Source organism: Anabaena sp. FACHB-83 (assembly GCF_014697485.1).
In the GTDB taxonomy this organism is placed as follows: domain Bacteria; phylum Cyanobacteriota; class Cyanobacteriia; order Cyanobacteriales; family Nostocaceae; genus Nostoc_B.
This window is the reverse complement of record NZ_JACJRY010000007.1, coordinates 166,291-185,499: the sequence shown is the minus strand read 5'-3', so window position 1 is coordinate 185,499 and position 19,209 is coordinate 166,291. Positions and strand designations below refer to the sequence as shown.

Here is a 19,209-nt window from a genome sequence, read left to right as displayed (position 1 = left end):
ATTGCTAATGAATAGCGATCGCCCTGCTATTTTCTCATTTTTTGCTGGTGCTGGTTTTCTCGATTTAGGCTTTGAACATAGCGGTTTTAATGTGGTTTATGTCAATGAAATTTTCGCACCTTTCATGGCAGCATACCGTTATTCTAGAGAATTACTTAAATTACCACTGTCTGAATATGGATATCATCACGGGGAAGCAGGTGATGTCAGTAACTTAGTTGCAGGAATACAAGCACAATATTTATTAGAATTAATCAAAGATTGCCGCAAGTCTAATAATATTATTGGTTTTATTGGTGGCCCTCCTTGTCCTGATTTTTCGATTGGTGGTAAAAATAAAGGACACTTGGGAGATAATGGTAAACTTTCTGCCGCATACATTGAATTAATTTGCCAGAATCTGCCTGATTTCTTTTTATTTGAAAATGTTAAAGGATTATGGCGAACTAAAAAACACCGTATATTTTTTGAATCTTTAAAAATTCGGTTACAGCAAGCCGGCTATTTTTTAACGGAACGTTTGATTAATGCCCTTGAATATGGCGTACCTCAAGATAGAGAAAGAATTATTATCATAGGCTTTCATCAGAATTTTATCAATCAAAATAAAATAAAAAAACAGGTAAATCTAGGCTTTTGGCAAAAATATACAACATATTCTCAGACAGAGATTTTCGCTTGTTCTTGGCCGCGATACCAATCATTTCAAGCAGATTCTTTATTACCTTGCCCGGAGAATATTATTCCAGAATTAACTGTGGAATTTTGGTTTAGAAAAAATAACGTTCAGCATCATCCTAATACTCAGCATTATTTTCAACCCAGAGCCGGGATGAGTAAATTTGCGACTGTTGATGAAGGAGATGATTCTAAGAAATCATTTAAACGTCTGCACCGTTGGCGTTATTCTCCCACAGCTTGCTATGGCAATAATGAAGTACATTTACATCCTTATAAAATGCGGCGAATTTCTGTAGCTGAAGCTTTAGCCATACAATCTTTACCAGAAAATTTTGTACTTCCTGATTTGATGTCTTTGACTAATATGTTTAAATCCATCGGTAATGGTGTACCTTACTTGCTGTCTCAGGGGTTAGCGAGAACTATTCTGGATTTTTTAGGAATTAACTAAGACAAAACTGTGGCATTGCAGCAAGCACAAATTGTCTAACAATCCATAAATTTAGTTACAATAATTAAATAAACTCAAAATGCCTCCAAATATAACCTGAATAATTAGCTAGTTTTGGAGTTAAATTCAGAGTTAATGTGGTTTAATATATAATAAATGTCTTAATTTTTTATAAAGCTTAATAATCATTCATAGGCAAAAGTTCAATGGCAGCAGACTATCCAAATATTGATATTGCGCCATTTATCGATCACGCCCTGTTAACGCCAACGGCTACTCCAGAGCAGGTTGAGCAATGGTGTGAACAAGCATATAGATTTAACTTTGCGGCGGTTTGCATTTACCCTACCCACGTTAAGCAAGCAGCAGAACTCCTACAAAATAAAAAGCCAAAAGTTTGTACTGTGATTGGTTTTCCGTCGGGAGCCACAACTTCAGCCGTTAAGCTGTATGAAGCGCAAGAAGCGGTAGAAAATGGTGCTACTGAGTTAGATTTAGTACTTAACTTAAGCTGGTTGAAGATCGGAAAAACCGAAGAAGTTCACCGAGAAATTGCTGAGATTTGTGAAGAAACAGGGCAAACAGTCAAGGTAATTTTAGAAACTGGTCTGCTGACAGATGCCGAAAAAAGACTGGCAGCAGAAATATGTATGGATGCGGGTGCAGCATTCCTGAAAACCAGTACAGGTTGGAATGGCGGTGCTACATTAGCGGATGTGCGTCTTTTGAAAGAAATAGTCAGAGACAGCATAGGAATTAAAGCTTCTGGGGGTATTCGGACTCACGAACAAGCTTTAGACTTAATCCTAGCGGGTGCTACAAGATTGGGGACATCTCGTGGTATCGATTTGCTCCGCCAGCGCGATAATCTGGAGAAAGGGGAATAGTCATTTGTCCGTTGTCTTTCCTCCACAGCTAATGAACGCCAGTGAGAAAGTCGGCGAAACCACCCCATACACTGGCTGTTAATGACTAGTGACTGATGACTAATGATTCATGAGTAAAACTTATAAGGCAACTGGTATTAATCTTAAAACTCAGGTGCTGGGCGAGTCAGACAGGATAGTGACAATTTTGACACGAGAGTTTGGTCTGATTCGTGCAGTTGCTCCAGGGGCGCGTAAGCACAACTCTAGCCTGGGTGGTCGGAGTGGGATGTTTGTTGTGAATGAACTACTGATTGCGAAAGGGCGATCGCTCGATAAAATTACACAAGCCCAAACGTTAAAAACTTACCCTGGTTTAGCTCAAGATTTAGGCAAATTAGCCGCAGGTCAATATTTAGCCGAAATCGCCTTGTCTCAGGCTTTGAGTGAACAACCCCAAGAAGAACTTTATGAGTTACTGAATGCACATCTTCATCAATTAGAAATCCTCCCAAAAGCTGAAATATCATCTGTTTACGCATATCTGTCCTTGGGTGTGTTTCAACTTTTAGTTTTGGCTGGACTAACACCGCAAACCCAAACCTGTTGTTTAACTCAAAAGCCTCTCACCCCAGACTTGACTAACCCCAACTGGCAAGTTGGCTTTAGTGTGCCATCTGGTGGGGTAATTTGTTTAGAGGCATGGGAAAGTTTACGCAGAAAACGCGAGAAAGAAAAATGGGAAAATAGAAATCATTCCGAATTTTCCCCATCAGCAAATTCTTCTATCCCTAGTTACGAGACTGTTGTCCATCGACAAGAAATTCCAGTTATTTCCTGTCGTTTGAGTGCCAGAGAATTTACTCTGCTCCAACAACTGTCACAACCAGAGATAATACAAATTGATGGAATTAGAGATAATGGCTGGTTATCGATTGAGCAGATTTTACGTCAGTATGCTCAGTATCATTTAGGCCATTCTATTCGCTCCGCTATCCTAATAGATTCTTATTTTGCTGCCAACCAACCATGATGCAACCATCTGATTTGGATCGAAAAATCCTTCCTTTATCACCAAGCCACACCAAAAAACCGATTCGGACAAATACTTCTAATGTGACTAATCATTTGAAGTCTGTTCCTATCTCGACAAATAGTCAAATTTACAACCAAGAAATTTCTAAACCCGATGTTCCAACTAATGGTAAAGAATGGACATCGGATACAGTTGTCAATCTTGCACCCAACCGGAAGGAAGAAAGTTTACCAGTTGCAACTGCAACAGAAAAAACTACCGGGAATGGTTCTGGCGGTGAAGCGAACTCAGACAAAGTACAACAGCAGGGATTTTTACCTGTATTAAAAAACCCGAATTTCTTAGCACTTTGGGGTGGGCAAGTGTTTTGCCAACTGGCTGATAAAGTGTACTTGGTATTGATGATTGCTTTAATCAATACTCACTTTCAAGCAGGTAGTCAAAGCATTAGTGGTTGGGTATCAGCATTGATGATGGCGTTTACCATTCCAGCCGTATTATTTGGTTCGGTGGCGGGAGTATTTGTAGATCGTTGGTCAAAAAAAGCAGTTTTGGTAGCAACCAATATTTGGCGGGGTATATTGGTTTTGGTAATTCCGTTGTTGTTGTGGTTCACTCATGATTGGCAACCCATCGGAGTTTTACCAGTAGGTTTTGTCATGATTTTGGGTGTGACTTTTTTGGTTTCCACTCTGACACAGTTTTTTGCGCCAGCCGAACAAGCCGCAATTCCCTTGGTAGTTGAAGAACAGCACTTACTTTCGGCAAACTCCCTGTATACAACAACTATGATGGCTTCAGTCATTATTGGCTTTGCCATCGGTGAACCAATTTTAGCGATCGCAGATAGTATGTGGGCGCAGTTTGGCGGTAGCAATGGCCTGGGTAAAGAAATTTTAGTGGGTGGCAGTTATGCGATCGCTGGTGTAATTTTAATGTTGTTGACCACCAAAGAAAAACCCCACGCTCCCGATACAGAATTTCCCCATGTTTTTTCAGACTTACGAGACGGTTTTGCTTACCTCAAAGCTAATCATCAAGTGCGGAATGCTTTAGTGAGGCTGATTATTTTATTTTCTGTCTTTGCCGCTTTAACAGTGTTGGCAGTGCGGATGGCAGAAGTGATTCCGAATTTAAAAGCTTCGCAATTTGGCTTTTTACTAGCAGCAGGTGGTGTAGGGGTTGCCGTTGGCGCAACAATGTTAGGACAGTTTGGACAACGCTTCTCCTATTCTCAACTTGGCTTGTATGGTTGTTTAGGAATGGCAGCATCTTTAATTGGTTTGGCTTTATTTACAACACAATTGTGGTTGGTGTTGTTGTTTGTGGCTATCTTAGGGATTTTTGGGGCGTTCGTTGGCATTCCGATGCAAACTGCGATTCAAACAGAAACTCCCCCAGAAATGCGGGGTAAAGTCTTTGGCTTACAAAATAATGTGATTAATATTGCCTTGACTTTACCTTTAGCACTAGCAGGGGTCGCCGAAACCTTTGTGGGATTGAAAGCTGTGTTTTTGGGACTAGCTGCGATCGCATTTTTTGGTGGGATTTTAACTTGGTATAACTCCCGTCAGTCTGCTTGACAAAAGCAATCATTTATTATTGACTTTGATTTCATGGTAAACTGAACTCATCAATAATTTCGTGCCTTTTTGCTGGGAATAAACCTGAGATTACGCAGAATAAAGTTGTATTCCAAGTGTAAAATTCACAGCTTATTCATTAAATCAATTAATCCGAACATCGATTATTTTCATCAGCTAATCAGCAAATTGAGCAATGGCTGATATCGGTGTTTTTTCAATCAAAATTATTTAGTAAGATCAGGTTCTAGTCAAATACAGCTAAGGCGCAAAAATCATCAATAAAAACCAGCTTTCTTATAACTAATTTTAAAGAATGCGTATAGCCTGGATTGGAAAAAAATCGCCCTTTTGTGGTAATGTCACCTATAGCCGAGAAATAACCAATGCTTTACTAGATAGGGGACATGAAGTTAGTTTTCTGCACTTTGCCCAAGAAGAACCTGAACCAGATAACTGGCCGAAATTCCAAGAAGTATCGTTACCCTTTATTTATAAATCTCAAGTTTATACAATTCCGGCACTAAAAGCGACCAAAGTTTTAACAGAATCTTTAAGAGAAATCAAGCCCGATATTGTTCATGCTTCTTTAACTTTGTCGCCCCTAGACTTTGTTTTACCAGAAATTTGTGAACAACTGAATTTACATTTAATTGCTACTTTTCATACACCGTTTGCTGGTAAAGGGGCAAAACTGATATCAGGAACGCAACTCATAGCCTATCAGTTGTATGCACCTTTTTTAGATAACTATCATCGCGTGATTGTATTTTCCCAAATTCAGCGCGAATTACTGGCACGTATGGGTGTACGAGACAAAAATATTGCTGTGATTCCCAATGGTGTAGATACAGTTAAATATTCACCGGGATATTCAAAAATTAAAGCAGAATTTCAAGCAGAACGCTTATTTGTTTACCAAGGAAGAATAGCCCCAGAAAAAAATGTTGAAGCTCTTCTCCGGGCTTGGAAACAGTCGGGTATGGGCGATGGCAGTAAGTTATTAATTGTAGGGGATGGCCCTTTAAGAGCTTCTTTAGAGCAATTTTATGGCGCAGAATACGGCGTTATTTGGTTAGGCTTTGTGGCGGAAGAAGAAAGACGCATCGAAATCTTGCGGGGTGCAGATGTGTTTATTTTGCCATCCTTGGTAGAAGGATTGTCTTTGTCTTTGTTAGAAGCAATGGCCTGTGGAAGGGCTTGTATAGCTACAGATGTCGGCGCGGACGGAGAAGTTTTAGAGAAAGGGGCTGGTATAGTTTTAAGTACTAAAACAGTGCGATCGCAATTAAAAACCCTTCTACCACTCTGCCAAGATCATCCAGAATTAACAACTCTATTAGGACAAAAAGCCAGAAATCGCGTTTTAGAGCGATATACATTAGATAAAAACATTACCCAGCTAGAAGAATTGTATAAAGAAGTTTTAGTCGAGCGCCCTGTACGTCTGAGTTGGGGAGCTTAGGACATTTCATATTTAAACTGACATAGAAATAATGACACAATCTCTCCAAAAATTATTTACATTTAATGAATTTTTAGATTTTTTGGCTACACAACCAGAAAATATTCGTTATGAATTACACGATGGAGAGATTGTTCAAATGCCACCACCACCAGGGAAACATGAGCAAATAGTAGCATTTTTAACAATGATTCTGGGGTATGAGTGTCTTCGTCTGAAACTTAATTACGGTATACCTAAAACCGCTACATTGAAGCCAACAAATAAAATATCAGGTTACTACCCAGATGTTTTATTAATTAATTTTTCTAATTTGCTCAATGAACCACTGTGGGAGAAACAATCAATCCTCAGTCAATCAGATTCCATCCCATTAGTAATCGAAGTTGTCAGTACTAATTGGCGAGATGATTATCATAAAAAGTTTGCTGACTATGAAGAAATGGGTATCCCAGAATATTGGATTGTAGATTATGCAGCCTTGGGTAGTAAAGAGTTAATAGGCGACCCCAAACAGCCAACAATCACAATTTACTCTTTAAGTGATGAAGGGGAATATCGTGGTAAACATTTTAGAGGAAATGAACGTATAGAATCTCCAACATTCTTAAATTTAAATCTAACTGTTGAGCAGATTTTTCAGTGCGTTATTGAGTGATGAAAGCGCGATCCTTTCAAATGGAGAGGTGCTAATCGAGTGACTTACGAATCAATGACGCAACAAGAGTTAAGCAAGTATGTGTAGCTTAATCATCAAGATACAGCGAATTTTTAACTGCCTTTATTCTGTTTAGAAACTAGCAGGCTGTGTTTTTGCAATCTATACCACTACATAACATCCCATACTTTCTTCGCCAACTGAGTCAACATTTCTTGACGACATTCTATTGACTCAGAATTCCAAATCTCAAATGTACTTAATTCTTTCACTGCACGGTCTATTGCTGTATTTAATCCAATGTTTATTGGCTCTATTATTGACTGAGTAATTAAGAATTTTGACTTTTGATAAGCACTTTTTTTAAATTCAAATGTCTTATTTTTAATTGAAGTATTAATAGACTTTTCTATTAAAGTAAGATTGCCTAAATATTTAACATATTTATATATTTGGTCTTCTTTATCAAAGGAAGATTTTACTAAATCATAGTTTTGAGGTAGTATATGTTCTATTTCAACAGTTTTATTTATGTAGTTTTTTAAATTAGTATGAGCTTCTATATCTCCATAGGCTAATTCATCAATATATTGCGTAAGTTTAGCTAGAATATATTGCAATACTTTTTTGCGAACAGAATTTTCATCAAGCTGACGAAAAGTAAGTAAAAATTTTTCTGATAGTTTTTGTTTTTCTATCTGTATTTCTTCATATATAAATTTATCAAGTGACTGTTGATTGTTAATTTGTCTTAACTTAGAAGCCCATGTTACAAATAGAACTTCAAGTTTGCTTGACCTAGCCTCAGTGATAATATACATGAATAAGAAATTTTCCAGATGTTTACACATTTCTGTAAACATCTCTTTTGAAAAATGTTGAGATGCTAAAAGTAAAACAAAATGCTGACTAGTGGAAAGATAAGATATATTTAATAAATAACGATTGTGCTTACCGAAAATATCTTTTCCATCTTTAAAATTTGCGAAAGCTTTTGCTGATTTTAATAAAGAATCAACAAATTCAAAAGGGTTATCTTTATATTTACATTTGCTTTCATTTTTATCAAACCATTCGTAAATTTTATCTTCTCTTATACGTTCTGAATCATATTTTGAAATAATAAAGTAACGTAGAAATCTGATAGGATTTTCATTTGCTTCATATAAAATTTTTAGCATTTCTTTCCACTTATTTTTCAGCCTCTCAAAATCTTTATCCTTAATAATTTTATCTTTACTAATTTGGATAAACATGAGATTTTTAAGTAAGTCCATAGAATCAAGACCAACTCCACGATTATTAATCGTCGCAAAAACTTTGAGTGCCTGAGACATACTCTTGGTTTCTACACGAACCACCCTTACATTTTTAATAAAACGTGCAAAAAATAGCCTAACTTGCTGAATAGTATTTTCGTTACCACCAAATTCATCTTTTAAGAATTTCACTGCAACTTGATAAGCATTTTTGATACGTTGTACAGAACTATTATCAGAAATTTCTAAAAAGTTTTGCTGCCCAGCTATTCTTTCTAATACATGACGGCTTTCATCATCATACTGAAGCTCTATTCTTTCTTTTAATCTTTCATTACCATTATGTTCGACACAGTATGAAGTAATGAATTCCTTAATTTTACCAACAGGTTCATCAGGATTTAATTCTAGTAAATAATCTCTTATTGCACACAAAATTAAATAAGCAGTCGTCATTCTTTGCTGACCGTCAATCAGTTCATATAAATCATAAGATTTACAAACAATAATACTGCCTATAAAACACTCCCAGTCAGAACCAGATTTATTATCTAGAAATAGTTCATAGACATCTTCGAGAAGTTCTATAACTTGTTTTTCTTCCCAAACATATTCACGTTGATACTCTTTAACTACATAGAAATCTTGAAACAATTCCTCTAAAGTATAATCACGAGATTCAATTGTTGCCATTCAGATGCACTCTCCTTATGAGACTTAAAAATAAATTTATTTATTCATTTTATTAAAAAAATTTGTATTAAATTTTAATTACTAATACTTAGATGGTATCCAACCTAAACTTGTGGGCTGTTGATAAACTCGTTTCAAAGTATTTACATCTCTAGCTGAAATAGTTGGCGGGTTACGGACTTGGGCAAAATATAAAGCATCAGTTTGTGATGGACTATGACCCCAAATTCCCAAGGCATGACCAAGTTCATGGCGTGCGGCTGCAACGACATAATTACCAGTCTGACTAGGACTTAAGAGAACAGTAAAACGGTGTAATAAAACTGTGTTTTTGGTATACAACTGGTATGTAGTTAAAGCAGAACGCGCCCGTGGAATTTTTTTATCTGGTGATAATTGTAATGGTGGTGCTTTTCGCTCAATTTTAATATCAGCAATTTCTGGATTTTCTACTACTTTTAAAGGTAAGTAAATATTCCATTCCTGTACAGCCTGCACAACATTTTTCACCCAGTCTTCCGCCTGTTGATTGCTAATATTTATTGGTCGTTCTATATAAACTTGAACTGGAAATTGTGACCAAACTAAATAACCTATTTCTGTTGTTGCAATTTGAGTAAAGTAATCGCCACTGTTTGTCTGATCATTCCACTGAACTAGACTAGGTGGTAAGGGATGAGGTTTTGCTGGAGGTAAAGAAGTGGCGCTAGATGAAAAGTGAGCAAAAATAATTAACAGCCCTGTACTTATAGTTAAGACAAAGGCTGTTAGTAATTTGCTCATATTCGGTGTTGGGTTTAGGGTCATTTTCCCCATTTCCCTATCCTTATTTGGGTAGCCAACCTGCACTTAAAACCACTGTTAAGCCGAGAAAAATCACTGTTAAAGCCCAAGTAATTCGGTTGAGGGTATTTTCTGCACTTTTGGTACTGCTAAATAATTGGGCTTGTCCACCAATAGCACCAATCCCATCGCCTTTAGGACTGTGCAGCAATACTAAAACAATCATTCCCAGGGCGGCTAATGCCCAAACAATTTGTACGATATTTGTAACTGTCATGTTCGCAATCTCATTTATGGCGGTTTGAAAACAGATGTCGGAAGTTAAGGCTTCAAAAACTCTATTTTATTACTTTTAAATCTTAACTCCTAAGATTCTTAGCATAATTAGTTTTGAGGTCTGAGTGTTGAGTAAAGTCAAAATTACTCAGCACTCAGCACTTTCAACTCAGCACTATTTTACAGACCAATTGGCATAGGAGTACGATCGCGTTTTAAGTCAAACTCGATTGGATTGACTAGCGATCGCCCGGTCATTTCTGGTGGCTGTGGTAGCTGTAAAATATCCAGAATGGTAGGTGCAATGTCGGCTAACTTGCCATCGTTACGTAGTTCGACATTCGTACCATGTCCAGGAATTTTCGCTTTTTCGCCTTCCACCAAAATCAAGGGTACTGGGTTGGTAGTATGCGCCGTCCAAGAGTTACCCTCTTCATCTAGCATATACTCAGCGTTACCGTGGTCGGCGGTAATCATTGTTGTCCCGCCTGCTTTGATAATGCTTTCTAGGAGGCGACCTACACAACGGTCAACTTCTTCAATCGCTGTAATTGTGGCTGGCATTTGACCAGTATGCCCCACCATGTCTGGGTTAGCATAGTTAATCACCACTAAGGAGTATATGCCTTTTTGAATGGCGGCGATCGCTACATCGGTAACGGCGGCGGCTGACATGACTGGCGCTTTGTCATAAGTCGCTACCATTGGACTGCTGACAAGTTCCCGGTCTTCCCCAGCAAAAGGTTCTTCTAAACCACCGTTGAAGAAGTAAGTGACGTGGGCGTATTTTTCGGTTTCCGCAGTCCGAAACTGTTTTAGACCGTGATTTGCAATGACTTCACCGAGAATATTAGTTAAATTCTGCGGCTCAAAGGCCACTGTCACGGGTAACTCTGGATCGTACTGGGTAAATGTCACAAAAGATAATGGTTGGATTCTCTGTCGCTCAAAGCCTGTAAATTCGGGACTAACAAAGGCTTGAGTCAACTGTCTCGCACGGTCAGGGCGGAAGTTGAAAAATATTACCCCATCTCCGGGAGCAATTGCACCGGGAGCAATACGGACTGGGTTAATAAATTCATCTGTCACCCCTTCGGCGTAAGATGCTTCCAAAACTTGTACGGCTGTTCGTCCATCGCCTGTACCGTCTTGGGTGATGACATCATAGGCTCTTTGAACACGATCCCAACGGCGATCGCGATCCATCGCATAATAACGACCGCTCAGGGTAGCAATGCGCCCAATCCCTACGCGATCAGTGTAATCTTGCAGTTGTTGAATCGCTTTTATACCTTCGTTGGGTGAGGTATCACGACCATCAGTAATCGCGTGGATACAAACTTCTGAAATTCGCTGATCCTTTGCTAAGTCAAGTAGTCCGAATAGGTGGGTAATATGTGAGTGTACCCCGCCATCAGAGCAAAGACCCACTAAGTGCAGCTTGCCATTTTGAGAACGAACTTCCTGGCAAATTTTAACCAGTGCAGGGTTACTAAGGATTGAACCGTCTTCCACTGCATCTGAGATGCGTACAAGTTCTTGTGGTACAACTCTCCCAGCGCCAATATTCAAATGACCAACTTCTGAGTTACCCATTTGACCCTCTGGCAAGCCTACGGCTTTTCCGGATGTGCGGATGAGGGTATGCGGGTACACCGCCCACAAGCTGTCCATAATTGGCGTTTTAGCAGCAACAATAGCGTTTCCTCGCGTCTCCTCGCAGTAGCCCCATCCGTCTAAAATGACTAGCACCACAGGAGCAACAGGTGCTTTGGTCATAGTAAAACTGCCCTTTACTTTTTGTAATACCCGAATGATACCACTGCTAACCACAGGTGCAAGTGAATTTGTGCTTAATAACTTAATTTATGACTTATTGAGAGATTTTTTAGACTTTTTTTACTTTTCGCAACTGTTGCATATATTTTGTGATATCGCCAATGAATGAATAAGTTAGTAGTTAAGTAAAGGTACTACTACTAACTTGATAGTTTACTTTTTCTTGCCAGAAGTTTTAGCTGATTTAGCTGATTTTTTTGCAGCTTTTTCCGCCGCGATCGCAGCTAATTTGGCTTCTTCTTTTTCCTCGGCAATTTTTCTGAGGTAGTAGTGGTAATCTCCTAAATAAACCCGGAATTCCCCATCCCGAATTTCCACAATTTTGTTAGCCACCTGGGAGATAAAATAACGGTCGTGGGAAACTACAATCGCTGTCCCATCATAGTTTTGCAGTGCTTCTTCCAACATCTCTTTAGCTGGAATATCGAGATGGTTGGTAGGCTCATCTAAAATCAGTAAATTAGCTGGACGCAATAGCATTTTTGCCAATGCTAAACGAGCTTTTTCTCCCCCACTTAAGGCTTCAACCGATTTAAATACAGTGTCGCCAGTGAATAAAAACTTGCCGAGCAGTGTGCGAACTTCTTCGTTTTTCCAGTCAGGAACTTCATCGTGAATTGTTTCCATCACGGTCTTTTTCAAGTCCAAAGCTTCGGCTTGATTTTGTTCAAAGTAACCCGGAATAACGTTATGATCACCTAAGCTAACGATGCCTTCGCTGGGTGTTTCCGTACCCATAATGATTCGCAATAAGGTAGATTTCCCTGCGCCGTTGGGGCCTAAAAAAGCGATGCGATCGCCCCTTTCAATCAGCAAATTTGCACCCAGGAATAAGATTTTATCATCATAAATATGAGTTAAATCCTTAATCTTCACAACTTCCCGACCACTGCGGGGTGCAGGAGGAAAGCGAAAATGTAAGGTTCTGACTCCACCAATGGGTGCTTCGATGCGCTCAATTTTGTCTAGTTGTTTTTCCCGGCTTTTGGCTTGGGTACTGCGGGTAGCACTAGCGCGGAATCTGTCAACAAAAGCTTGTTGTTTCTCAATTTCCTTTTGTTGGCGTTCGTAAGCATTCAGCTGCGCTACTTGATTTTCGGCTTTTTGTTGCAAATAAGCAGAATAGTTACCCAAGTAAGTGCTAGAAACGCCGCGTTCAGTTTCGACAATTTGAGTGCAGAGGCGGTCTAAAAATTCGCGGTCGTGGGAAACTATCACCATTGGCGTTGTTAAGCCTTTGAGGTAATTTTCTAGCCACTCGATAGTTTCTAAGTCTAAATGGTTAGTCGGTTCGTCTAACAGTAATAAATCTGGTGCTTGCAGCAGAATTTTACCCAAACTCATCCGCATTTGCCAGCCACCAGAAAAAGCACTGACGAGGCGATCGCCATCTTCAGGATCAAATCCCATCTCTGGTAAAATCTTGCCGATGCGTGCTTCTAAACCGTAACCATCCAAAGCTTCAAACTGACGCTGCAAACGATCCAACTTGTTAATTAGTCTATCCAGTTCCTCTGGTGTCGCAGTTTGCATATCATGTTGCACTTGCGTCAGAGCTAACTGTACTTCGTTGGCTTCCTTAAATACTGTCCAAAATTCTTCTCTAACTGTGCGTCTGGGATCGACTTCAAACTCTTGATTGAGATAAGCAATATGTAAACTAGCAGGACGAATAATGTCGCCGGCGGTAGGTTCAATTTCCCCAGAGATAATTTTCAACTGGGTAGATTTTCCCGCACCGTTAACGCCAACTAAGCCAATGCGATCGCCTGGTTTTACTTCCCAGTTGATATCCTTAAGGACTTCGCCTGTGGGATAAATTTTACTGATATGTTCGAGTCGCAGCATCGAGTTTCTCTCAGGGTAGGAAATTGATGGTTAAGGACGAAGTACCAACACCGTGTCCAATATTAACAAAAATTAACCAATAATTCTTCCCAAGAAGTCACAATCAAACCCAGACATCGCTTAATTTTGATTACTGATTAATTTTGTGCAGCTTGCTGTACTTCTTCAATACTTAAATCAAGTTCCGCCTCTACTTGTTCCACAGTAAAACCCAATCTCAAAAGTCGAGAGACAATTCTCAACCTTTCTTGGCGTTTACCTTCTTCTATACCTTCCTGTCTACCTTGTTCTATACCTTCCTGAAAAGCTTCTTGATAAAATCGTGTTTTCTTTAAATCGCCTAATTCAAACATAGCCTGCATTTTGCCTTGATTACTGATTAATTTTGTGCAGCTTGTTGTACTTCTTCAATACTTAAATCAAGTTCCGCCGCTACTTGTTCCACAGTCAAACCCAACCTCAAAAGGCGAGAGACCATTCTCAACTTTTCTTGGCGTTGACCTTCTGCCATACCTTCCTGTCTACCTTCTTGTCTACCTTCCTGTCTACCTTGTTCTTTGCCTTCCTGAAAAGCTTCTTGATAAAATCGCGTTTGCTTTAAATCGCTTAATCCAAACATATTCTGTATTTCCTCTCTACTCATGTTCGGCAACTTGTAAATCAGAATCGTCTCTATTAATTGTAATAATTGCTGTTGTTGACGTTGAGATGTTAACTCAAGTTTTGTTCTAGTAATTAGCTCTGTAGCCTCGATGATTGCTGCGTTGGTATCAGCAATTACTAACTTGATTGTTGCTATACCAATTGGTAGTGATGCTGCATCGCCTAATTCATCCAAATAAATACATTGGACTCGCTGACTTTCAAAAAATTCTCGGTAATGTTTTATATCTTGTGTATCTACACTTCTGCTAGGATATAAAACCACTGCACACCAGTTATTTGGCGGTCGATTTTGGCGTAAATATAAACAAACTTCGGCAAACAGTCGTGAATAAAAATCATCATCAGTTTGAAACTGTACCTCCACAAAGTAAATATGCTTTTCCTCATTTTGTACAGGTAGAAACACACCATCAATTCTGAAGGCTGTTTGTTTGATCTCAACTGATGAAAATTGATAGTATTCAGTATTTTCTGGAGAAGCACCAATGAGTTCAAAGAAGATATCGGGAAATTCTTGAAACAGGCGATAAAATATACTGTCTGTTTTCACAGATTGAACAAAGGAAATAATGTTAATAGCTAATTATGTACTTTTTTGGGCTTCTACACCATCTCTCACTTCTTGCACACGCTCTCTAGTTATCCCTAATACTCGTGAGATTGGCGCTAATAAACTATCATCAATCGGCTCTCCAGCATAAATACTACTGAGTTCGGTAGGAGAGATTTTAAAGGTATCGCAGAATTTGACAAATTCTTGATTGTTAAGGTCAAGTTCTTTTTGTCGCTCTTGTAGTAAAAGCGCGATCGCTCTCGTTCCATATTTAGGACGTTCACTAACTTTTATATATTTTTGTACTAAATAATTAACCTTAGTTATATCGCCACCAGTCTTTTTTAGTAAATCACCACAAGCTTTTTTGAGAGCTTTTTTTAAAACTTCTTCTTCATTTAAAAAATAAAGAATTTCATTCACATATTCTTGTTTAAAGAAACCAACTAAACTACCTTTATGATAAACAGGTATATAAGATGTTTCTGGATTAGATTGCCAATCTAAAGGTTCATTCCGTAACAATGACATAGCTGCACCTATAAAAATTTGATGCTCACCATTTTAAAACTATTTATATGTGCGTAACTTATGTATATTTGCGGAAATCAATTCAGATTAAAAAACCGTCTAGTGTGTTAAACATCGCAACACCCCAGACGGTTTGTAATCAAATTAATTCTCAAGCTAAAAATTAGTTCATTGTACCGGAAGCCGCTAACTCTGCCAAACGTTCTTGCTGATCTTGAGAGATACAAGATTGAATTACTGTCTCTAAATCACCTTCCAGAACAGGGTTTAAGGAGAAGTTTTGACCTAAGCGGTGGTCGGTAACGCGGTTATCTTTATAGTTATAAGTGCGAATCTTTTCCGATCGCGATCCTGTACCAACCTGCGATCGCCGCATCGAAGTTACAGCTTCTTGTTGTTCGCGTAACTTCATTTCATACAGTTTCGCCCGCAAAATTTGCATCGCCCGTTCTTTGTTTTGCAACTGGCTACGCTCTTCCGTACAGAAAATTCTGATTCCTGTGGGTTTGTGCATCAAGTCAACGGCTGTTTCCACTTTGTTGACGTTTTGTCCACCAGCACCGCCAGAACGAGCCGTCGTCATTTCAATATCTTTGGGGTCGATGTGAATTTCTACATCATCCACTTCTGGCATGATTGCGACAGTAGCGGTTGAAGTATGCACCCGTCCCCCAGCTTCTGTGACTGGTACACGCTGTACGCGATGCACTCCAGCTTCAAACTTTAACTGGCTGTAAACGTTGTCACCTTTAATTTCCAGAATGACTTCTTTCCAACCGCCCATTTCTCCCAAAGATTCGCTCGCCAGCGAAACTTTCCAACCTTGAGTTTGCGCGTAGCGAGTGTACATCCGCATCAAATCACCAGCCCAAATACTCGCTTCATCACCACCTGTCCCAGCGCGAATTTCCAACATGATATTCTTCTCATCGTTGGGGTCGCGGGGCAGTAATAATACTTTTAAGCGGGTTTCTAAGTATTCTATTTTTTCTTCCAGTTCACTAACTTCCAGTGCGGCCATTTCTTGCATTTCTGGGTCACTGGCTGCTTCTTTATAAACTTGACGCGCCCCAGTTAAATCGGCTTGGGCTGTTTTCCAAGTTTCATAGGTATTCACTACCTCTTCCAAAGAAGAACGAGCCTTAGCTACTTGCTGATACTCATCAGGATTTTTAGCAGTATCAGGGTCGGCTAGGCGGCGTGTCAATTCATTAAAGGTTTGTTCAACAGATTTAAGTTTCTCCAGCAGGTATGTTTCAGCCATAAGTGCGTTCACGAAGTGTGCGTTGAGCGCATTCGCTCCTTCAAATAACAACTTGGCTCAAAAAATGACAATCGACCCAGCATTCGCAGGGTCGTCGTTAACAGCAGAGCCAAACCGCTACTTTTTCTTTTTGTCGCCGGAGCCTTGCTCGCTTGACTTGCCGTATTTCCGCAGGAAGCGTTCTACGCGACCTTCGGTATCGATAATCTTTTGAGTACCAGTATAAAAAGGGTGATTTCCAGACCAAACGTCTACGTGCAATTCTGGCTTGGTAGAACCAATAGTCATCACAACTTTACCGTTGCAGTAGACTTTAGCATCTGGATACCACTGGGGATGAATATCAGGTTTAGCCATTGTTCCTTTTGTGGTGAATCTATATAAATTATAACTTTCAGTGGAATCTAGAGACTAGTACAGATCGGCGGAAATAAACAGATCATTTGGAATGGCTAAAAGGCTTGTGGTATCACTATTCTTTCTTTTTCCTTTTGACTTTTTACTTTTGCCTTGTTGTACTAGGGACTACAAAAATTACCCAATTCCCAAGACCCAATCCCTTATCGTTTGGAGTACTGAGGAGCTTTGCGAGCTTTGTGCAAACCGTATTTTTTGCGCTCTTTAGCTCTGGGATCGCGGGTGAGATAACCTTCGGTTTTTAAGGGTGAGCGATTTTCTGGGTCTAATTGACACAAAGCACGAGCTACACCCAAACGGATAGAATCAGCTTGACCAGTCAAGCCACCACCCTCAGCTTTCACCAAAATGTCATATTCGCTTTCCAAGCCAAGGGTTTCCAGAGGAGCTTTAATCACTCCCAAGTAATTCGCATTGAACTGGAAGTATAAATCTCCAGGCTTGCCATTGACTGTCAATTGACCGCTACCAGGCACAAGGCGGACTCGTGCAACTGCGGATTTACGGCGGCCAGTACCCCAGTAAACGGCACGACCGCTATTGGCTTCTGCTACTACCATTAACTTTCTTCTCCAGGAATTGTACTAATCTTTAATTCTTTAGGTTGTTGAGCTGCGTGGGGATGAGTCGGCCCTGCATAAACTTTGAGCTTGGTAAACAACTGCCGACCCAAGCTATTTTTAGGAAGCATACCTTTAATAGCATGTTCAAGAATCCGTTCGGGGATGCGCTGTTGCAGCTTGGCAAAAGTTTCGGTCTTCATCCCACCAGGACGGCCAGAGTGGCGACGATATAATTTTTGCGTCCGTTTTTTACCTGTGACTGCGATTTTCTCGGCATTAATCACAATCACAAAGTCACCAGTGTCCATGTGAGGTGTATATTCCGGTTTCTTTTTGCCTCGAAGAATCATAGCGATTTCGGTAGCGAGGCGACCAAGACGTTGGTCAGTAGCATCTACTACGTACCAATCATGCTCAAGTGAAGCTTGAGGCGGAAGGTAGGTTTTACTCATTTGTGTTTGTCCTTTGTTATTTTGCCCTTTGTCATTCGTCATTGAGTAATGACTGATGACCAATGACTAAAAACTAAATTTGGGCTGGGTATCGTACCAAATATCACAAGAAAAAGGAAAATCAGGATAGCCGACGCGCAACAAGCATAAACCCTGAGCAGGTGCGGCATATTTTACTTCTTCTCGGCGTTCTTCTTGCCAAATTTCGGTGAAGTTCGCCAGGGTGCGCTGTCCAGCACCTACTTGTACTAGCATTCCCACCAGCAGTCTAACCATGCCATATAAAAATCCATCTGCTTGAATTTCTAGATGGAGCAGTGACCCGCTACGATGACATTGGGCGGCTTGTACTTCTACCCAAGAATGTTTTCGCTTGGAACCTGCACGATGGAAAGCTGCTAAATGATGCTTGCCCAACAGAGGTTTCATGGCAGACTGAATTAATAATTCATCCAGTGGCTCATGATAATAATGCCAACTAAAGGGTTTAACGAACAAATTTGGTCGTTTTTCAGTGTATATCGTGTAGCGGTATCGCCGATAAGCCGCGCTAAAACGGGCGTGCCAAGCGTTACCTACGGGTGCTGAAGCCCTAATTATGATGTCTTGTGGCAGATAACTGTTGAGAACTGTTGCCCATTTCTGAGCCGGAATTAAACCTGTAGCATCAAAGTGGGCTACTTGTGCAGCAGCATGAACACCAGCATCAGTGCGTCCTGCACCATGTAGTGTGACATGATGACCAAGAATAGTCGCGATCGCTGTTTCGATTTCTTCTTGGACTGTACGCTGCCCCTTTTGCCTTTGCCAGCCATGAAAATGAGTACCTAGGTATTGAATTACCAAGGCAACTCTTTGAGTTTGTTGCGGCTGGTCAATTTCTAACATACAGATTTTGTCCTTTGTCACTCGTCCTTTGTCATTTGTTCAGTTTGATCAATGACTAATGACTAATGACTTAGACCAGTTCAATAATTGCCATTTCGGCATTGTCTCCACGCCGAGGCACGGTATGAAGAATCCGGGTGTAACCACCACTACGATTAGCATACCGAGTAGGAGCTTGTTCAAACAAAGCATGAACCAGTTGCTTGTCATATATGTAACCTAAAGCCGCCCGACGAGATGCTAAGGAGCCGTCTTTCGCTAAGGTAATCATTTTATCTACTTCACTCCGCAAAGCTTTCGCTCTAATCAAAGTGGTGGTAATTCGACCATGACGAACTAGCTCAGTGGTTAAGGTACGCAACAGAGCGCGACGCTGGTCAGCTGGTTTACCAAGTTTTTTAACCCGACAACGGTGACGCATAATAGTGGACTATGAA

At 40.0% G+C, this 19,209-nt stretch carries 20 protein-coding genes; 6 read left to right on the top strand and 14 right to left on the bottom strand.

Translation table 11 applies throughout. The annotated features are described in order from the left end of the window. Positions 1–7 precede the first annotated feature (7 nt). The 6 genes from H6G79_RS11520 to H6G79_RS11495 all read left to right on the top strand — a co-directional run bounded on the left by H6G79_RS11520 (position 8) and on the right by H6G79_RS11495 (position 6,740). Positions 8–1,132: a DNA cytosine methyltransferase gene (locus H6G79_RS11520; protein ID WP_190588766.1), complete on the top strand. Its 1,125-nt coding sequence runs from the start codon at positions 8–10 to the stop codon at positions 1,130–1,132. A 206-nt stretch (positions 1,133–1,338) separates the two neighbouring features. Further along, positions 1,339–2,019: a deoxyribose-phosphate aldolase gene (deoC, locus tag H6G79_RS11515; protein WP_190588765.1), complete on the top strand. Its 681-nt coding sequence runs from the start codon at positions 1,339–1,341 to the stop codon at positions 2,017–2,019. 109 nt (positions 2,020–2,128) lie between these two features. Continuing rightward, positions 2,129–3,031 (top strand): DNA repair protein RecO, encoded by a 903-nt coding sequence (gene recO / locus H6G79_RS11510; protein WP_190588764.1) that lies wholly within the window; start codon positions 2,129–2,131, stop codon positions 3,029–3,031. Next, positions 3,028–4,617 (top strand): MFS transporter, encoded by a 1,590-nt coding sequence (locus H6G79_RS11505; RefSeq protein ID WP_396019794.1) that lies wholly within the window; start codon positions 3,028–3,030, stop codon positions 4,615–4,617. The genes recO and H6G79_RS11505 overlap by 4 nt, the downstream gene beginning before the upstream one ends. Before the next feature lie 316 nt (positions 4,618–4,933). After that, positions 4,934–6,082, top strand: coding sequence for a glycosyltransferase family 4 protein (locus tag H6G79_RS11500; protein WP_190588763.1), 1,149 nt, complete (start codon positions 4,934–4,936; stop codon positions 6,080–6,082). A 31-nt stretch (positions 6,083–6,113) separates the two neighbouring features. Continuing rightward, complete coding sequence (locus H6G79_RS11495; protein WP_190588762.1) at positions 6,114–6,740, top strand: Uma2 family endonuclease; 627 nt, start codon at positions 6,114–6,116, stop codon at positions 6,738–6,740. 170 nt (positions 6,741–6,910) lie between these two features. Here H6G79_RS11495 and H6G79_RS11490 read toward each other — a convergent pair whose 3' ends face one another. From H6G79_RS11490 to rplQ, 14 genes are all read right to left on the bottom strand, one after another. Further along, on the bottom strand, positions 6,911–8,692 hold the full coding sequence (locus H6G79_RS11490; RefSeq protein ID WP_190588761.1) for a DUF262 domain-containing protein: 1,782 nt from the start codon (positions 8,690–8,692) through the stop codon (positions 6,911–6,913). Positions 8,693–8,773: 81 nt separating this feature from the next. Next, positions 8,774–9,508, bottom strand: coding sequence for a peptidase (locus H6G79_RS11485; protein ID WP_190588760.1), 735 nt, complete (start codon positions 9,506–9,508; stop codon positions 8,774–8,776). Between the two features lie 10 nt (positions 9,509–9,518). Then, positions 9,519–9,752 (bottom strand): preprotein translocase subunit SecG, encoded by a 234-nt coding sequence (secG, locus tag H6G79_RS11480; protein WP_190588759.1) that lies wholly within the window; start codon positions 9,750–9,752, stop codon positions 9,519–9,521. A gap of 179 nt (positions 9,753–9,931) precedes the next feature. Next, positions 9,932–11,530, bottom strand: coding sequence for a 2,3-bisphosphoglycerate-independent phosphoglycerate mutase (gene gpmI / locus H6G79_RS11475; RefSeq protein WP_190588758.1), 1,599 nt, complete (start codon positions 11,528–11,530; stop codon positions 9,932–9,934). Positions 11,531–11,743: 213 nt separating this feature from the next. Then, entirely contained in the window at positions 11,744–13,438 is a 1,695-nt protein-coding gene (locus tag H6G79_RS11470) for an ABC-F family ATP-binding cassette domain-containing protein (protein WP_190588757.1), read from the bottom strand. 137 nt (positions 13,439–13,575) lie between these two features. Next, complete coding sequence (locus tag H6G79_RS11465; protein WP_190588921.1) at positions 13,576–13,791, bottom strand: hypothetical protein; 216 nt, start codon at positions 13,789–13,791, stop codon at positions 13,576–13,578. Between the two features lie 26 nt (positions 13,792–13,817). Next, positions 13,818–14,654: an Rpn family recombination-promoting nuclease/putative transposase gene (locus H6G79_RS11460; RefSeq protein ID WP_190588756.1), complete on the bottom strand. Its 837-nt coding sequence runs from the start codon at positions 14,652–14,654 to the stop codon at positions 13,818–13,820. A gap of 33 nt (positions 14,655–14,687) precedes the next feature. Next, positions 14,688–15,188 carry a hypothetical protein gene (locus H6G79_RS11455; RefSeq protein ID WP_190588755.1) on the bottom strand — a complete coding sequence of 167 codons (501 nt, stop codon included), beginning with the start codon at positions 15,186–15,188 and terminating at the stop codon, positions 14,688–14,690. A 163-nt stretch (positions 15,189–15,351) separates the two neighbouring features. Beyond that, a complete protein-coding gene (prfA, locus tag H6G79_RS11450; protein ID WP_190588754.1) occupies positions 15,352–16,452 on the bottom strand; it encodes a peptide chain release factor 1 in 1,101 nt (366 codons plus the stop codon). Between the two features lie 117 nt (positions 16,453–16,569). Next, a complete protein-coding gene (gene rpmE, locus H6G79_RS11445) occupies positions 16,570–16,809 on the bottom strand; it encodes a 50S ribosomal protein L31 (protein WP_190588753.1) in 240 nt (79 codons plus the stop codon). A 203-nt stretch (positions 16,810–17,012) separates the two neighbouring features. Then, on the bottom strand, positions 17,013–17,429 hold the full coding sequence (gene rpsI / locus H6G79_RS11440; RefSeq protein WP_190588752.1) for a 30S ribosomal protein S9: 417 nt from the start codon (positions 17,427–17,429) through the stop codon (positions 17,013–17,015). Further along, the gene (rplM, locus tag H6G79_RS11435) at positions 17,429–17,884 is read right to left on the bottom strand and encodes a 50S ribosomal protein L13 (RefSeq protein ID WP_190588751.1); all 456 of its coding nucleotides are present in this window, start codon (positions 17,882–17,884) and stop codon (positions 17,429–17,431) included. The genes rpsI and rplM overlap by 1 nt, the downstream gene beginning before the upstream one ends. Before the next feature lie 66 nt (positions 17,885–17,950). After that, positions 17,951–18,772: a tRNA pseudouridine(38-40) synthase TruA gene (gene truA / locus H6G79_RS11430; RefSeq protein ID WP_190588750.1), complete on the bottom strand. Its 822-nt coding sequence runs from the start codon at positions 18,770–18,772 to the stop codon at positions 17,951–17,953. 70 nt (positions 18,773–18,842) lie between these two features. After that, positions 18,843–19,193: a 50S ribosomal protein L17 gene (gene rplQ / locus H6G79_RS11425; protein ID WP_190588749.1), complete on the bottom strand. Its 351-nt coding sequence runs from the start codon at positions 19,191–19,193 to the stop codon at positions 18,843–18,845. Positions 19,194–19,209 lie beyond the last annotated feature (16 nt).

Excerpts from the sequence above, each read along its gene's own strand:
- H6G79_RS11520 (WP_190588766.1), top strand. The coding sequence starts at position 8 with ATGAATAGCGATCGCCCTGCTATTTTCTCATTTTTTGCTGGTGCTGGT.
- deoC (WP_190588765.1), top strand. The coding sequence starts at position 1,339 with ATGGCAGCAGACTATCCAAATATTGATATTGCGCCATTTATCGATCAC.
- recO (WP_190588764.1), top strand. The coding sequence starts at position 2,129 with ATGAGTAAAACTTATAAGGCAACTGGTATTAATCTTAAAACTCAGGTG.
- H6G79_RS11505 (WP_396019794.1), top strand. The coding sequence starts at position 3,028 with ATGATGCAACCATCTGATTTGGATCGAAAAATCCTTCCTTTATCACCA.
- H6G79_RS11500 (WP_190588763.1), top strand. The coding sequence starts at position 4,934 with ATGCGTATAGCCTGGATTGGAAAAAAATCGCCCTTTTGTGGTAATGTC.
- H6G79_RS11495 (WP_190588762.1), top strand. The coding sequence starts at position 6,114 with ATGACACAATCTCTCCAAAAATTATTTACATTTAATGAATTTTTAGAT.
- H6G79_RS11490 (WP_190588761.1), bottom strand. The coding sequence starts at position 8,692 with ATGGCAACAATTGAATCTCGTGATTATACTTTAGAGGAATTGTTTCAA.
- H6G79_RS11485 (WP_190588760.1), bottom strand. The coding sequence starts at position 9,508 with ATGGGGAAAATGACCCTAAACCCAACACCGAATATGAGCAAATTACTA.
- secG (WP_190588759.1), bottom strand. The coding sequence starts at position 9,752 with ATGACAGTTACAAATATCGTACAAATTGTTTGGGCATTAGCCGCCCTG.
- gpmI (WP_190588758.1), bottom strand. The coding sequence starts at position 11,530 with ATGACCAAAGCACCTGTTGCTCCTGTGGTGCTAGTCATTTTAGACGGA.
- H6G79_RS11470 (WP_190588757.1), bottom strand. The coding sequence starts at position 13,438 with ATGCTGCGACTCGAACATATCAGTAAAATTTATCCCACAGGCGAAGTC.
- H6G79_RS11465 (WP_190588921.1), bottom strand. The coding sequence starts at position 13,791 with ATGTTTGAATTAGGCGATTTAAAGAAAACACGATTTTATCAAGAAGCT.
- H6G79_RS11455 (WP_190588755.1), bottom strand. The coding sequence starts at position 15,188 with ATGTCATTGTTACGGAATGAACCTTTAGATTGGCAATCTAATCCAGAA.
- prfA (WP_190588754.1), bottom strand. The coding sequence starts at position 16,452 with ATGGCTGAAACATACCTGCTGGAGAAACTTAAATCTGTTGAACAAACC.
- rpmE (WP_190588753.1), bottom strand. The coding sequence starts at position 16,809 with ATGGCTAAACCTGATATTCATCCCCAGTGGTATCCAGATGCTAAAGTC.
- rpsI (WP_190588752.1), bottom strand. The coding sequence starts at position 17,429 with ATGGTAGTAGCAGAAGCCAATAGCGGTCGTGCCGTTTACTGGGGTACT.
- rplM (WP_190588751.1), bottom strand. The coding sequence starts at position 17,884 with ATGAGTAAAACCTACCTTCCGCCTCAAGCTTCACTTGAGCATGATTGG.
- truA (WP_190588750.1), bottom strand. The coding sequence starts at position 18,772 with ATGTTAGAAATTGACCAGCCGCAACAAACTCAAAGAGTTGCCTTGGTA.
- rplQ (WP_190588749.1), bottom strand. The coding sequence starts at position 19,193 with ATGCGTCACCGTTGTCGGGTTAAAAAACTTGGTAAACCAGCTGACCAG.